14 protein-coding genes are annotated in these 15,733 nt (G+C 58.5%); 4 read left to right on the top strand and 10 right to left on the bottom strand.

What is annotated here, in order from left to right; translation table 11 throughout:
* The first annotated feature begins 21 nt into the window (after positions 1-21).
* Positions 22-345, top strand: coding sequence for an antibiotic biosynthesis monooxygenase family protein (locus DXH95_RS13960; RefSeq protein WP_115550109.1), 324 nt, complete (start codon positions 22-24; stop codon positions 343-345).
* Positions 345-1,655 (top strand): MFS transporter, encoded by a 1,311-nt coding sequence (locus DXH95_RS13955; RefSeq protein WP_115550108.1) that lies wholly within the window; start codon positions 345-347, stop codon positions 1,653-1,655. Before DXH95_RS13960 ends, DXH95_RS13955 begins: the two co-directional genes overlap by 1 nt.
* Here the strand turns inward: DXH95_RS13955 and DXH95_RS13950 are convergent, their stop codons facing one another.
* The 10 genes from DXH95_RS13950 to DXH95_RS13905 form a co-directional block, all read right to left on the bottom strand.
* Positions 1,656-2,123: a CHAP domain-containing protein gene (locus DXH95_RS13950; protein ID WP_115550107.1), complete on the bottom strand. Its 468-nt coding sequence runs from the start codon at positions 2,121-2,123 to the stop codon at positions 1,656-1,658.
* Positions 2,124-2,412: 289 nt separating this feature from the next.
* On the bottom strand, positions 2,413-4,422 hold the full coding sequence (locus DXH95_RS13945) for a 3-hydroxyacyl-CoA dehydrogenase NAD-binding domain-containing protein (RefSeq protein ID WP_115550106.1): 2,010 nt from the start codon (positions 4,420-4,422) through the stop codon (positions 2,413-2,415).
* Positions 4,423-4,581: 159 nt separating this feature from the next.
* Positions 4,582-5,784, bottom strand: coding sequence for a serine hydrolase domain-containing protein (locus DXH95_RS13940; RefSeq protein WP_115550105.1), 1,203 nt, complete (start codon positions 5,782-5,784; stop codon positions 4,582-4,584).
* A 1-nt stretch (position 5,785) separates the two neighbouring features.
* Positions 5,786-6,589 carry an SDR family NAD(P)-dependent oxidoreductase gene (locus tag DXH95_RS13935; protein WP_115550104.1) on the bottom strand — a complete coding sequence of 268 codons (804 nt, stop codon included), beginning with the start codon at positions 6,587-6,589 and terminating at the stop codon, positions 5,786-5,788.
* A gap of 2 nt (positions 6,590-6,591) precedes the next feature.
* Complete coding sequence (locus DXH95_RS13930; RefSeq protein WP_115550103.1) at positions 6,592-7,365, bottom strand: SDR family NAD(P)-dependent oxidoreductase; 774 nt, start codon at positions 7,363-7,365, stop codon at positions 6,592-6,594.
* Positions 7,366-7,476: 111 nt separating this feature from the next.
* The gene (locus DXH95_RS13925; RefSeq protein ID WP_420822293.1) at positions 7,477-8,559 is read right to left on the bottom strand and encodes a phosphotransferase family protein; all 1,083 of its coding nucleotides are present in this window, start codon (positions 8,557-8,559) and stop codon (positions 7,477-7,479) included.
* Positions 8,556-9,644, bottom strand: coding sequence for a Zn-dependent alcohol dehydrogenase (locus DXH95_RS13920; RefSeq protein ID WP_181883687.1), 1,089 nt, complete (start codon positions 9,642-9,644; stop codon positions 8,556-8,558). Before DXH95_RS13920 ends, DXH95_RS13925 begins: the two co-directional genes overlap by 4 nt.
* Positions 9,644-10,933: an acyl-CoA dehydrogenase family protein gene (locus DXH95_RS13915; protein WP_115550101.1), complete on the bottom strand. Its 1,290-nt coding sequence runs from the start codon at positions 10,931-10,933 to the stop codon at positions 9,644-9,646. The genes DXH95_RS13920 and DXH95_RS13915 overlap by 1 nt, the downstream gene beginning before the upstream one ends.
* Positions 10,934-10,981: 48 nt before the next feature.
* Positions 10,982-12,427, bottom strand: coding sequence for an MFS transporter (locus DXH95_RS13910; RefSeq protein ID WP_115550100.1), 1,446 nt, complete (start codon positions 12,425-12,427; stop codon positions 10,982-10,984).
* Positions 12,424-13,269 (bottom strand): SDR family NAD(P)-dependent oxidoreductase, encoded by an 846-nt coding sequence (locus tag DXH95_RS13905; protein ID WP_115550099.1) that lies wholly within the window; start codon positions 13,267-13,269, stop codon positions 12,424-12,426. The genes DXH95_RS13910 and DXH95_RS13905 overlap by 4 nt, the downstream gene beginning before the upstream one ends.
* A gap of 163 nt (positions 13,270-13,432) precedes the next feature.
* On the opposite strand from DXH95_RS13905, the gene DXH95_RS13900 reads away from it, so the two are divergent.
* Entirely contained in the window at positions 13,433-14,593 is a 1,161-nt protein-coding gene (locus tag DXH95_RS13900; protein ID WP_115550098.1) for an acyl-CoA dehydrogenase family protein, read from the top strand.
* A gap of 3 nt (positions 14,594-14,596) precedes the next feature.
* The gene (locus DXH95_RS13895; RefSeq protein WP_115550097.1) at positions 14,597-15,733 is read left to right on the top strand and encodes an acyl-CoA dehydrogenase family protein; all 1,137 of its coding nucleotides are present in this window, start codon (positions 14,597-14,599) and stop codon (positions 15,731-15,733) included.

Raw genomic sequence — 15,733 nt, 5'->3', positions numbered from 1 at the left:
AGTCAATCCTATGGATGGACAATGCCGACTTACCCGCCTTCGACCGTTGCAGTCATCTTCATTGCCGAACGGACATTGGCGGATGATGCCGGTTATGCTGTTGCTGCCAACGCGATGGTCGAGCTTGCCAGCAGGCAGCCCGGATATCTCGGCATCAATTCAGCACGCGGTGAAGATCGCATCGGTATTACAGTCAGCTATTGGGCAGATGAGGAAGCCGCCAAGGCGTGGCGCGACAACCCCGAACATGCGGCGATCCGCGATGCGGGGCGTAACCGCTGGTACAGCTGGTACGACCTGCACGTCGCCTCGATCACGCGCAGCTATGATTGGGTGAAACTCTGATGCCCAAAAGCCCTACCATCCCCGCCGATCGGGTGACGATCCTGTTTCTGGTGATGCTGGTGGCCGCTGCGGGCAACACCGCGATGCAATCCGCCCTGCCCGCGATTGCGAGCAAGCTCGACATCGCCGATGTTTGGGTCAGCCTCGCCTTCAGCTGGTCGGCTTTGCTGTGGGTATTGACTGCACCCAAATGGGCCCGGCTGTCGGACAAGCGCGGGCGCAAAGCATTGATGACCGTCGGCGTCATCGGCTTTGCGGCATCAATGGGCTTGTGCGGGCTGGTGCTGTGGCTTGGCCTTGAAGGCTTTATCGCACCCGCAGCGACCTTCATCATCTTTGCCATATTCCGCAGCCTTTATGGCGGTTTCGGTTCTGCAGCGCCACCAGCCGTACAAGCCTATATCGCCGCGCGGACAGAGCGCGAGGAACGCGCCAAGGCGCTGTCATTGCTGGCCTCTTCCTTTGGCCTCGGCACCGTTATCGGCCCTGCCCTTGCCCATTTCCTGATTTTCGAGCCGTTCGGACTGGCCGGGCCCCTGGTAGTTTTCGCCAGCTTTGGCGTATTGGTGCTCGTTGCGCTCAAGCTGCGCCTGCCCAACGATACGCCGCGCTTCGCTGCGCGCGGCATCGTGACGTCCTACCCCTCCGCAGCCTCGGTCAACCAGCCCGAAGTCGAGGAAGGCGTCGAGGAAGATAACGCCCTGCCCCGCGAAGAAGTGCGGCTGCCCTGGCGCGATGAGCGCTTTGCCAGCTGGCTGGTGGCGGGTCTGATCGGGGGCCATGCGCAGGCTATCATGTTGGGCGTGGTGGGCTTTCTTATCCGCGACCGGTTGGGCCTGCACGATTTGCCCAAGGAAACAGTCGAAGCAACCGGCTCCGTCATGTTCGTTGGCGCGATGGCCACCTTGCTCGCGCAATGGGGGCTGATTCCCATCCTGCAGATCGGTTCGCGCGCGTCTGTGCTGTGGGGCGCATTTCTCGCACTGCTCGGCATCACGCTCGTCGGGGTGAGCTTCGATTTTTACGGCATCACTTTGGGCTTCGCGCTCGCTTCGCTGGGTTTCGGTTTATACCGTCCAGGCTTTACCACAGGCGCTTCGCTTGCCGTTCGCCGTTTTGAGCAGGGCGATGTGGCGGGCAAGATCGCATCGTTGAACGGCTCGGCCTATATCGTCACACCCGCCATTGGCGTGGCCCTGTTCAACTGGTGGGAACCGGCGACCTTCATCCTGATTGGAGCGGCGCTGCTCTATCTGATTGTTTGGGGACGCAAGGCGCTGGACGATGCACCCAAGCCGCTGGACGCTTGATCAAGCTTCGTTGCTTGAGCCATCCTTGTAGATGAAGCCGTAAAGCGGATAGCTGGAGGTGCCGAGACCGTTTACCGGCGCGTACCAGACGCGGACTTCGCTCCAATCGCCTGCCGCCGAAACGTCTAATACACGGGCGCCACGTTCAATCTGGCCGCGACGACCATTGATTACCGACCAGTTAGCATGGTCGATCAAAACTTCGCGATCCGAAACAATCTTGCTGACCATGCCAACGTGCCCGATGGGCATCGAGCGGGTGGGTTTGAATGCGATGACCGCGCCAACCTTAGGCTCATTACCCCGCTCATATTTGCCAGCCGCCTGACCCCACCAGGTTCCTGCATTACCGAAAATCTCGATACCCGAAACATCACGTGCAAAGGGCGCGCATTGCAGCGCCATAGCCTGAGCAGGTATGAGAAGGGCAAGCGCGCCGAGAGCGGCGACAATTTTCTTGCGGAACATGGAAAGCGACCCCAGATCTTTATCTTGTGTCAGCCTGATGGCCGGGGCGGGGTCTCACCACAATATCTAGTCGGCGACCCGCAGGAGTCGCGAGATGAACCGTTGTTCATATTCAGCCCGTCGCCGGAGAGCTTCAACTCACCGGCGACGAAGCCATGATGGGAAGATGGAATCGAAGAATCACCGTAGCCCTGAGCCTGTCGAAGGGCGCTTCAAAGCTCAGCGCCATGCATTGAGGCGTGCTTCGACAAGCTCAGCACTGCGGTATCTTATCGAAACAGGTTTTGGATCAGGCCGCTTTCGCCTTAAGCGATTCAGCAACTTTCACGCCTTGGCGCTCAAGCGATTCGACGATTTTCTTGGCACCTTCTAGGTCGCCCCAGAACATCGGGCCACCACGATAGACGGGCCAGCCATAGCCATAGATCCAGACGACATCGATGTCGGATGCGCGCTGTGCCTTGCCTTCTTCCAAAATCAGATAGCCTTCGTTGACCATCGGATAGAGGCAGCGCTCGATGATTTCCTGATCGGTGATTTCACGCTTCTGCATGTTCGAACGGCTGCGAAAATCTTCGATGATCGCAAGCGCTTCGGCGCTCGGCGTGCGGTTGCGCTTTTCGTCATAGTCGTAAAAGCCCTTGCCGTTCTTCTGTCCGAAACGGCCGGCAAGGCACATGGCTTCGCGCACATTGGTCGGCTCGAGCGAGGTATCGCGGTGCCAGCCAATATCCATGCCGGCAAGGTCGGCCATCTGGAACGGCCCCATCGGGAAACCGAAGTCGGTGAAGACATTGTCGATCTGTTCGGGCGATGCGCCCTCCATCAACAGCGCATTCGCCGGAATCTGGCGCTGGCTGAGCATGCGGTTGCCGATAAAGCCGTGGCAAACGCCTGCGACCACCGCAATCTTGCCGATTTTCTTGCCGATCGCCATCGCGGTTGCGAGCACATCGTCCGCGGTCTTGTCGCCGCGCACCACCTCGAGCAGCTTCATCACATTGGCGGGCGAGAAGAAGTGCATGCCAAGCACATCCTGCGGGCGCGAGGTCGACGCCGCAATCTCGTTCACATCCAGATAGCTGGTGTTCGATGCCAGGATCGCACCCGGCTTGCAGATTGTGTCGAGCTTGCCGAACACGTCTTTCTTGACGTCCATGCTTTCATAAACCGCCTCGATCACAAGATCGCAATCGGCCAGATCGTCGAGGCTAAGCGAGGGCGTCAGCAGCCCCATCATCTTTTCGACCTGCTCGCTGGTGTAGCGGCCCTTGGCAGCCGAAGCCTCGTAATTCTTGCGGATTACAGCGACGCCGCGATCAAGGTTTTCCTGCACCATTTCGACGATGGTTACAGGGATGCCCTTTTGCAGGAAGTTCATCGTGATGCCGCCGCCCATGGTGCCAGCACCGATCACGCCGACCTTCTTGATGTCGCGCAACTGGGTGTCCTTGGGCAGGCCGTCGATCTTCGCTGCCTGACGTTCGGCAAAGAACATGTGCCGCTGGGCTGCAGACTGGCTACCCGTCATCAGTTTCATGAATTCGGCGCGTTCGAATTTCAGGCCATCTTCGATATTCGGATTTTCGGCCGCAGCCGCAACGCAGCGCAGGTTGGCATAAGGCGCATCGAAGCCCTTCCACTTGCGCGCATTTTCCGCCTCAAGCTTGGCGATGATTGCCGTGTCACCCTTCACCGGTAGGTCGCGGGTGTGGCGCGGGCCTTTTGCGACGCATTCGCGTGCGAAAGCAACGGCATCGGCAGCGAGGCTGTCTTCACTCGCCAGCTTGTCGATCAGACCGGTATCAAGCGCCTTTTGCGCCGAAATCGGTTCGCCGAGCGAGGTCATCACTGCCGCTTGTTCAATGCCGACAAGACGCGGCAGACGCTGGGTACCGCCAGCGCCAGGCAGCAGGCCAAGCTTGACTTCGGGTACACCGAGTTTCGCCGAAGGAACTGCGATGCGATAGTGGCAAACGAGGGTGGTTTCGAGGCCACCGCCCAGTGCGGTGCCGTGGATTGCCGCGATCACCGGTTTGGTCGCGGTTTCGATGGTGTTGAGCACGGCATTGAAATCCGGCCCTTGCGGCGGCTTTCCGAATTCGGTGATGTCGGCGCCTGCGATGAAGGTCTGCCCTTCACAGCGGATGACAATCGCCTTGACGCTGTCGTCTTTCAGGCCCTGTTCGATACCGTCCGAAATGCCCTGGCGCACATGCCAGCTAAGCGCGTTGACCGGCGGGTTGTTGACGGAAAGGACGAGGATTTCACCGTCCTGCGAGGTGGTTACGGATTGCATATTACTTCCTTTCAATGTCCTCCCCATCGACTTGCGATGGGGAGGGGGACCGTTTGGCGCGAAGCGTCAAATGGTGGAGGGGACAGCGACGGTGCAATTCCCCTCCGTCATCGCTTCGCGATGCCACCTCCCCATCGCTAGTCGATGGGGAGGAATATTCTAAGCCGCCAAAGCCGCATACATCATCGTGCGAATTTCACGCCGGATCGGATAGGTCGATGAGGGCGCGAGTTGGGTCATGAAAACCATGATCAGATCCTCGACCGGGTCGACGAGGAAGGCGGTCGAATACATGCCGCCCCAGTAGAATTCACCCTTCGATCCCGCGAGCATCGTGGCTGCAGGATCGATATTGCAGGCGAAGCCAAGCCCGAAACCGATGCCTGCATTTTCCGCTTCGCTGAACAGCGATTTCGAATGCTGGGTCAAATCGCCGCCGCCAGGCAGATGGTTGGCAGTCATCAGCTCCAATGTCTTAGGGCTGACAATCTGGACACCATCAAGTGCGCCGCCATTGAGCAACATCCGGCAGAAACGATGATAATCGTGGACGGTCGAGGCAAGGCCGCCGCCACCCGATTCAAACTTCCAACCTTGCGCCCACAGGCTGTCGGCCCCTGCCTTGTCAGTCTGCACCATCTTGTCCTTGGGATGGAAGGCATAGCAGGGCGGAATGCGATGTGCTTGGTCGGCGGCCACCTTGAAGCCGGTATCCTTCATGCCGAGCGGTTCGAAAATATGCTCGCGGAAATAATCGCCCAGCGACTGGCCCGAAATGCGCTCTACCAATACGCCCAATACGTCAGTTGAAACCGAGTAATTCCAGCAAGTGCCCGGATCGAATTCGAGCGGAATCTGCGACAGGTGGTTGATGAAGCTCTGGCTGTCATTCTTCATCCAGTGCTCAAGCTCAGTCTTGCGATAGGCGGCGTCGACCGGCGTGCGTTCCTGAAAGCTGTAAGTGAAGCCGGTGGTGTGGCGCAGCACGTCGATGATATTGAGCCGTGTCGTGGGCGGGCGGCTTGTGAAGGGCACATTGCCGCCGCCAGCCATGAACACGCCCAGATCGGCGAATTCCGGAATATATTTGGCGACCGGCTCGCTCAACGCGACCTTGCCCTGCTCGACCAGTTGCATGAAAACGATCGAGGTGATCGGCTTGGTCATGCTGGCGATGCGGAAAATGGCATCATGATCGACGCCCGACGCCCATGTGTGCGCGACGTCGTCGCCGCGCCCGATGAGCAGCGCGCCAAAGGGCAGTTTGCCGCTGTCGAGATATTTCTCCTGAATGTGCGCGCCGATGCGGGCGAGCCGATCAGGCAGGAAGCCAAGTCCGAGTGCTGCGTTGTCGTCGCTCATGTCAGTGTGCCGTCTGTCCGAGAAGTTGCCGCGTAACCGGATGCGAGCTGGTCAAACCACCGTCGACCGCAATCGCCTGCCCGTTGACATAGCTTGCCTGATCAGAGGCGAGGAACAATGCGACATTGGCCAGCTCCTCCGGCTGGGCCGCGCGCTTCAGCGGGTTCAACTGCCCCACCTTGTGCATCACATCCTTTGAACGAGCATAATCAAATGTCGGCTTGGTCATGCCGGTTTCGGTGAGGCCCGGGCAGATCGCATTCACGCGCACGCCCGAGGTCGTCAGCTGCTGCGCCGCTGTCTTGGCGAGGTTGATGACGCCTGCCTTCGATGCCGAATAAGTTAGCGGGCCAGCGCCCGAATTGAGGCCAGCGACGCTCGCGGTCAGCACAATGGACCCGCCACGTCCCTGATCGACCATCGCCTTGCCCGCATGTTTCACCATCAAGGCGGGGCCAATGACGTTGACGCGGAAGGTTTCGGCCATGGTGGCAGGATCAATTTCGAAGATTCCGCCCATATCGCCGATGATACCGGCATTGGCGAAGGCAACATCGACGCCGCCATAATTGGCCTTCGCGGTCTCGACGAGTTTCGCCACATCGGCCTCAACACCGGCATCGATCTGCAGCGCGGTGACGGTTCCGCCAGCTTCCTCTACCATCTTTGCCGTTTCGAAAACCGCTTCGGTCTTGTCACCTATGACGAGCTTCGCGCCTTCAGCAGCGAACCGCCTGGCAGATGCACGGCCGATGCCCGAACCCGCGCCTGTTATGATTGCAACTTTGCCTGCGAGTGCGCCCATGCTCATCCTCCTGAAATTGTATTGCCGCCGTCGATGACGATCGTTTGTCCTGTGGTAAAGCCGCCTGCCTTGCTGGCAAGGAATACCGCTGCCCCGGCGATTTCATACGGCTCGCCAATGCGGCGCAGCGACGAGCGACGGGTTGAAATTTCCAACGTATCGGGATTCTCCCAAAGCGCACGGGCAAAGTCGGTCTTGATCAGGCCCGGTGCGATGCAGTTGACGCGCACACCCTTTGGCCCGAATTCATCGGCCAGATTGCGCGCCATCTGCATGTCGGCAGCCTTGGAAATGCAATAGGCACCGATGACGGTCGAAGCCTTCAAACCGCCGACCGACGAAACGATGGTGACCGACCCCTGCCCACGTTCGCACATTTCGGGTGCGACCATATGAATCAGCCAGTGGTTGGACAGGATGTTGTTGTCCATGATCTTGCGGAATTGATCGTCGCTGATCCCGGCGCTTGGACCGTAATAGGGGTTGGATGCCGCATTGCAGACCAAGGCGGTTATCTTGCCGAATGCCTTGCGCGTTTCATCGACCAAATGCTGCAAATCTTCTTTCGAGGAAATGTTGGCTGCGACCGCGATTGCAGTGCCAGCGCCATATTTCGCGTTGATTTCGGCCGCGACTGCATCACAGGCATCCTGCTTGCGGCTGGAAATGACCACCTTTGCGCCATGCTCTGCCATTTCCTCGGCAATCGCCTTGCCAATGCCGCGCGACGAACCGGTTATCAGGGCAACCTGCCCGCTCATGTCGAAAAGGGACATTCTCCATCCTCCAATGTCATCGCCCCTGCGATGGTAGGGGCTGCAGGAAATTTGCGCAGCGCGCTTTAGCCTAGCAAAAGCGGCCCCGGCCTGCGCCGGGGCTACGCCAATTTATGCCGCTCCCGCCTTTACCGCAAATTCCCAAGCCCGATCGACTAGCGGGGTCACGCGATCAGACATGGCCTTGGCATGCGCCGAGCTGGCGGTGCCATCGATCACACGCTTCTTGATGCCCTGCATGATCCCCGCAAGGCGGAAGAAGTTATAGGCAAGGTACCAGTTGAGATCGGGAATGCTGTCGCGACCAGTTGCCGCGCAATAGCGCTCGACGACTTCTTCCAGTTCCGGGATGCCGAGTTCCTTGCGGTCCAGATCCTTGACGCCTGAACGGCCGCCATTTTCGGTCACCCATGCCATTGCGACATAGGAGAAATCTGCCAGCGGATCGCCGATGGTCGACAATTCCCAATCGAGAACGGCGAGGCATTTCGGGCTGTTGCGATCGAAAATCGCATTATCGATGCGGAAATCGCCATGGACCACGCTGGTGCGGGTCTGTTCGGGCAAGGTCGCGGGCAGCCATTCGATCAGCTTTTCCATGCCAGGCATGGTTTCGGTTTCCGACAGGCGATACTGCTTCGTCCAGCGATCAACCTGACGACCGAAATAATTGCCCGGCTTGCCGAAATCGGAAAGGCCCGCAGCCTCGATATCGGTGTTGTGCAATTTGGCGAGGACATCGAACATCTCGAAATAGACCGCACGGCGTTCCTCCGGAGTGCTACCCGGCATGGCACCGTTCCAGATGGTGCGGCCATCGACCATGCCCATGACATAAAACCAGCTGCCGATCACACTGTCGTCGGTGCACAGACCATATTGGCGCGCCACAGGGAAACCGGTCTTATACATCCCCGCCTGCACCTTATACTCGCGGTCCACGGCATGCGCCGAAGGGAGCAACGGCCCAAAGGGTTTGCGCCGGAGCACATAATTGCCCGACTCCGCTTCGATCTTGTAAGTCGGATTCGATTGCCCGCCTTTGAACTTGGTCAGGTGCAGAGGGCCTTTGAAGCCCTCCACATTTGCCTGCATCCACTCGGTAAGGCGGCCTTCGTCGAGTTTGTCTGCACCCTCGGGTTCGACCGTACCGACAAAAGCCTCATCAGCATTCATGGCTGCATTATCGCTCATTGATCGAATACGATAACGCTGCGCGCGCTATCGCCCTTCTTCATCTTCTCAAAGCCTTCGTTGATCTGCTCAAGCGGGATTCGCTCAGCGATGATGCTGTCGAGATCAAGCAGCCCGCGCATATAGAAATCGACCAGACGCGGCATATCTACCGGGAAGCGGTTGCCACCCATGATCGCACCTTGCAGCTTCTTGCCCGACAGCAGGTCCATAGCAGACAGGCCTACCGAGTGGGTCAGCGGCATCATGCCAAGGATCGTTGCTGTTCCGCCACGGCGCAGCGACTTGACCGCCAGATCGCCCGAGGCCGGACGTCCCACAGCTTCAATCGCATGATCGACACCGCCCTTGGTCAGCTCGATTACCTGTGCTGCAGCATCATCGGCCAAAGCGTCAACCACATCGGTCGCGCCCAGCTTCTTCGCCAGTTCACGCTTTTCGGGGATCGGATCGCAGGCGATGATGCGCCCAGCACCCGCAATCTTCGCTGCATTGATCGTCGCCAGACCAACCCCGCCGCAGCCGACAACCGCGACAGTCTCGCCCGGTGTCACTTTGCAGGCGTTGAAGATTGTCCCCGCACCCGTGGTCACCGCACAACCGATCACCGCCGCCCGATCGAGCGGCATTTCGGGGTCGATACGGGTGCACGCATGTTCGTGGATCAGCATCATTTCGGCGAAAGCCGAAAGGTTGAGCATCTGATTCACCGGCGAGCCATCTGGGCGCGAGAGCCGCGATGGATCTTCCGGCGAACGACGGGTATCGGCTCCTAGACACAGCGACATCCGCCCGGTGACGCAGAACTCACAATGCCCGCAGAAAGCTGACAGGCAGGTGATCACGGCATCGCCGACCTTCACAGTGCGCACTTCGGATCCGACTGCCTCGACAATACCAGCCGCTTCGTGGCCCGGCACAGCGGGCAACGGATGCGGATAGGTACCTTCGATGAAATGCAGATCCGAATGGCACAGCCCGCAAGCTGCATTGCGGATCAGCACCTCATGCGGACCCGGATTCGAGATTTGCAGGGTTTCGATTTCGAGCGGTTTGCCCGGTTCAATGAGGACTGCAGCTTTCATCAGCGTGTCACCGCCAGATTGCCGCTTGTCAGTTCAACGCCGCCACGAACGCCGCCATATTTGCCCAGTTCCATCCGAGCGATCGAACGGCTGTGCACTTCATCGGGGCCATCGGCGAGACGCAGGGTACGCTGATGTGCATAGGCCGAAGCCAGACCGAAATCTTCGGACACGCCGCCACCGCCATGCGCCTGAATGGCGTCGTCGATAATTTTCAGTGCCATATTCGGTGCCTGAACCTTGATCATCGCGATTTCATTGGCCGCGGCCTTGTTGCCGACGGTGTCCATCATCTGTGCTGCCTTCAGGCAGAGCAGACGAGTCATTTCGATGTCGATACGGGCGCGCGCGATACGTTCATGCCAGACGCTATGTTCGGCAATCGTCTTGCCGAAAGCGACGCGACTGGTGAGGCGGCGGCACATCTTTTCCAGCGCTTCTTCAGCGACGCCAATCGTCCGCATGCAGTGGTGGATACGGCCAGGTCCAAGCCGGCCCTGCGCAATTTCAAAGCCGCGGCCTTCGCCGAGGATAACGTTTTCAACCGGGACGCGAACGTCCTTCAGTTCAACTTCCATATGGCCATGCGGGGCATCATCATAACCGAAGACCGGCAAGTGGCGCAGGATGTTCACGCCGGGAGCGTCCATCGGCACAATAATCTGCGACTGTTGCTGGTGCTTTTGCGCGCCAGTGTCCGTCTTGCCCATCACGATCGCAACCTTGCAGCGCGGATCGCCCAGACCCGACGACCACCATTTGGTACCGTTGATGACATATTCGTCGCCATCGCGAACCATGCGGGTTTCAATGTTGGTGGCATCGGACGAAGCCACGGCAGGTTCGGTCATCAGGAAGGCCGAACGGATTTCGCCATTCATCAGCGGCACAAGCCACTTCTTCTTCTGTTCGGCCGTGCCATAGCGGTGGAAGACTTCCATATTGCCGGTGTCAGGGGCCGAGCAGTTGAACACTTCGGAGGAAAATCCGAGCCGACCCATTTCTTCAGCACACAGTGCATATTCGACGTTGGTCAGTTGCGGACCTTCGAATTCGACAGAGGTGTCGAGGTGCGGATTGGCACCCTGTGGTGGCATGAACAGGTTCCAAAGGCCAGCGGCCTTGGCCCGAGCCTTTTCCTCTTCAAGGACTTGCAGGACTTTCCAGCGGGTGTCGCCGCTTTCCATTTCCTTTTTATAGTCACCGACACGCGGACGGAGGTAGGTGTCGATGTGGCTCTTGATGCGGTCGCGCCAATAGGTTTCGCGTTCGGTGAAGGTAAAGTCCATGCGAGTCGTCCTCTTTTTAATCGTCCGGTTAACTTGATTTCCTTGGGCCTATCCGGCCCCTGCTTCAACTGTTTTTTCACCCTCGGCGAGACGCCGAACACGTTCCTCATGATCGGCGCGGGTGATCGGGAATTTCCGGATCCGCCATATGGTGCCGAGCCCCAACAACACGATTGTACTGATATACGCAATTACCAGACTGTCGATAACAGGGGCAGGCACATTGGCCGGGTTGGCCTTCTCCGGAAGCCCGGCCATCGATATGATGAAACCGCCGATCAATATGCCTGCACCAGTCGCACATTTCTGCACGAACAAATTGCCGGCATAGAGCAGCCCTTCCGAACGTCGTCCTGTACGCTCCTCGGTGACCTCGACCACATCCGCAATCATTGAAGCGACCGAAATCTGGATGATCACGCCGGAGCAATTGGCGATGAAGAAGAAAGCGAACACCATCGCGGTGGAGAGATTACTGCCCGTCTGCGGCCAAAATCCGCCAAGAAACAGCAGGAACGGGGTGATCCAGAATCCAGCATTGATGAAAATGAAACGGAAGGCTGAGTCCTTTTTGCCCCATTTTTTGTTGAAATAGGTGACGAGGAAAAAGGCGATGATGACGCTGCCGAACAGCAACCAGGGATATGCCTGGAACCAGCGTTCGGGAAAACGCCATACAAATATGTAGAGATAGTTGGACAGGACATAGGTGACCTGCGTGCTGACTGCAGCAAAGGCGACGGCGGAAATCAGTACCAGATAGGTCGGATGCGAAACCGAGTGCCAGATCTCGCGTATCGCTTCACGCACCGTCGTGCGGTCAGGTTGTGTCGCAGGCAAATGGGCGAGCCGCTTATGCTGCCCGATGGCAGACAGAAGGACGGTGAACGCCATCAGGCAGGCACCGGTGATACCGTACATCCAATAGCCTTCAGCCAGCAGCTGCCCGACTTCGCCTTCCTTGTCCGAAACCAGAAACACGCCATAGGCAAGGAACAGCATCAGCAATCCGCCCGCCCATGCGAACAGATAGCGCAACCGCATCAGGCTGGTTCGCTCATCATAATCCTGCGTCAGTTCTGGCAGGATCGCGACTGAAGGCACCTCGCAAGCCGATACCAGCGTTCGGACGAGAATCGCTGTGACGACGAGATAGCCAAAGGCCTGCCATCCCTCCAGCCCCGGTGGGTGCCAGAGCAGCATCCACGACGCCGCTAGCGGAACCGCGGCCAGATACAGCCAGGGCAGACGCCGCCCCCATCGCGAATAGGTGCGATCACTCATATGCCCGATGATTGGATCGGCAAAAGCGTCAACGACCATCGCAATCGCCAATGCTGCGCCAACCAGCCGGGCATCCATCCCGATGACCTGATTGTAAAACAGCAAAAGGAACGTCGAAAAGCCGTTCTCCTTCACGCCATAGGCCATGCTGCCAAAGCCGTGAAAGAATTTGATCCGCGTTGGAACGCGCCCGTCCGAGGTGATCGTCATTCCTGAGCCGCGCCGGCGAAGCTCTCAACCGAATCGAACATCGCCGGGGCATTTTCATCCCAGCTGTGGCGCGGGCCGATTGTAATCCCACCGTCGACCACCATATGCGTGCCCGTGATGAAGCGCGCTTCAGAACTGGCGAGATAGGCAACCATCGAGGCAATGTCCTCTGGATTGCCGCCGCCTTTCACCGGTTGCGCCGCATTGGCCACTTCATAAATGACGGCATTGGCCGCATCGCGCTGATCAGCCGGGACTTCGAGTGCCGATGCAAAAATGTTCGTTTTGATGAAGCCGGGGCAGATCGCGTTGACCCGAATGTCAAATTTGGCAAGCTCTGCTGCCGCCATTTTTGAAAGATGCAGCACGCCAACCTTTGCCACCGCATAAGCCGAAGGCGAATATCCCGCACCAAGCGCGGCAATGCTCGCGGTGTTCACAATCGAAGCGCCCTTGCGGCCCTTCATATGCGGCACGGCATAACGGATGCCCATAGCGACCGAGCGCAACAGCAGGTCCATCGTCCGGTCCCAGCCTTCGGGTTCAATCTCGTCAATAGGTGCCCGGTCACCGGCTGCGCCTGCATTGTTGAACACAATGTCGATGCCGCCAGTCTTTTCGGCGGCGAAATCCATCAGTGCCTTGATCTCGGCGACGTTGCACACGTCGGTGCGTTTGAAGAAAATCTTGCCGTTTGAAGTGGCGGCAAGTTCGCTGCCGCCCTCTTCATCAATGTCGGCAGCGATTACGGTCGCACCTTCTTCGGCCAATCGAAGGCAGGTGGCCTTGCCAATGCCCGATGCAGCCCCGGTGACGACAGCCGTCTTCCCAGCGAATCTCATATTCCTCTCCTCATCCCGACTCTCTCCCCGCTATCCTGTGCCGATTAAATGGCTCGGTCAACGGGCGCAAAATTGCCGTTACGGAAAGCGCGCCTCACAAGTTGACGCTTGCGTAAAGCGCACAAAGAGACATAGTGATTCGGCACTTTTTAGGAGAATCCCGATGAGCGAACTGGAGGCATTCCGGACGGAAATCAGGGCGTGGATAGAGGCAAACTGCCCGCCCGAAATGAAAACCCCGATCAAAAGCGACGACGACACCTGCTGGGGCGGTCGTAACTTCGTTTTCCAAAGCGAAGCGCAAAAACAATGGATGGAGCGCTGCGCAGCGGCAGGCCTTACCGTGCCCGATTGGCCAAAGGACTATGGCGGCGCAGGACTGTCGCCTGCTGAAACCAAAATTTTCCGTCAGGAAATGGCACGCGCCGGCGCACGTTCGCCGCTCAACAGCTTTGGCATCTGGATGCTTGGCCCCGCACTGCTGAAATTCGGCACCGAAGAGCAGAAGCGCCATTACCTGCCGCAGATCGCGCGCGGCGAAATCCGCTGGTGTCAGGGCTATTCAGAACCGGGATCAGGTTCGGACCTCGTTTCGCTGCAAACCTTTGGCGAAGACAAGGGCGACCATTGGGTCGTCAACGGCCAGAAAATCTGGACGAGCTATGCCGACAAGGCCGACTGGATTTTCTGCCTTGTCCGCACGGATAAGGAAAACAAATATCAGGGCATCAGCTTCCTGTTGTTCGATATGACGACACCGGGCGTTACCACCAAGCCGATCAAGCTGATTTCGGGCAACTCGCCCTTCTGCGAAACCTTCTTCGACAATGTCGTGGTGCCCAAGCATCAGATTGTCGGCGAGCTCAACCGCGGTTGGGATGTCGCCAAATATCTGCTCGGCCATGAGCGCGAAATGATTTCGGGCATGGGCGGCGATGGCGGCACCGCCTCGCTCGGCGGCGGCTTCAAGGATGCGCTGGGTGATGAACCGATACTGCGCGCGCAGCTTGCGATGTTTGACGTCGAAAGCCTTGCCTTCCGCGCGCACAGCGAACGCTTCATGGACGAATGGAAAACCGGCACCGCGCATCCAGCCTATTCGAACCTGATGAAATATATCGGGACGGAACTGAACAAGAAGCGCCACGAACTGGTGATGGCGGCTGGTGGTTCAGACTATCTGGAATGGGAAAGCGAACGCTCGAATGGCGGCAAGCGTGCACGCGACTGGCTGCGCACCAAAGCCAATTCGATCGAAGGCGGCACGAGCGAAGTGATGCTCAACGTCGTCGCAAAACGCATTCTCGACATGCCGGGAGCCTGACCAATGGCCATGACCTATAATGAAGACCAGTCGATGCTGCGCGATAGCGCACGCGACTTCATGAAAACCGAAGCGCCCGTCGCGCATCTGCGCAAATATCGGGACATGGATTGCAAGGATGGCTTCAGCCACGATCTGTGGAAGCAATTTTCCGAAATGGGTTTCACCGGCATCCTGATCCCCGAAGCCGATGGCGGGCTGGGCATGGGCCATGTCGAAGCTGGCATCGTGCTGGAAGAAATTGGACGCAACCTCTCGCCCTCGCCCTTCCTTTCAACCTCGGTGGTTGCTGTTGAAGCATTGAAGGCTGCCGACAAGGCAATGCGCGACCGTTGGTTCCCCGGCATTCTCGCTGGTGAAACGGTGATCGGCATCGCACTTGAAGAGGGCAAAAAGCACCATCCGGAAAAGATCGCGCTCAAGGCCGAACGCAGCGGCAATGGCTTCAAGCTGAGCGGTGCAAAGCAGTTTGTCGTGCAGGGTAGCTCTGCCGACATGCTGATTGTTGCAGCCCGTACCGGAGGTGCTATTGGCGAGACGGCAGGCTTGACGCTGTTTGCGGTTGAGAAAGACGCAGCCGGCCTGTCGATGGATGCCGCGCGCACCGTTGACTCAGCAATGGCTGCTCGTGTCGCATTTGATGGTGTCGAAGTAACCGCCGACGCCGTGATTGGCGATGTCGACGGCGGCTGGGCTGTCTTGTCCAAAATGCTCAACGCCGGACGCACCGGTTCCGCCGCCGAAATGGTTGGCGTTGGCACCGGCGCGATGGACCTGACCTTTGACTATCTCAAACAGCGCAAGCAGTTTGGCCGCGTCATCGGCGAGTTCCAGGCGCTGCAGCATCGTGCCGCGCATCTTTATGGCGAAATGGAAATGGCGCGCTCCGCTGTGCTCAAGGCGCAGAACTTCCTCGACGAGGCAGATCCGCGTGCAGAGCTTTACGCCTCGGTCGCCAAGGCCAAGGCAGGTCTTGCCTGCAGCCTTTCTGTCCGCGAAGGCGTGCAGATGCATGGCGGCATCGGCATGACCGACGAATATGACATCGGCCTCTATATGAAGCGCGACCGCGCGCTCGCCGAATATATGGGCGACATCTATTTCCACGCCGACCGCGTGGCCCAGTTGAACGGATATTGA

Origin of the sequence: Sphingorhabdus pulchriflava, from assembly GCF_003367235.1 — a bacterium.
Taxonomy (GTDB): Bacteria; Pseudomonadota; Alphaproteobacteria; order Sphingomonadales; family Sphingomonadaceae; genus Sphingorhabdus_B; species Sphingorhabdus_B pulchriflava.
The sequence above is the reverse complement of the archived record's forward strand: the minus strand, read 5'-3'. Positions and strand labels throughout refer to the sequence as shown.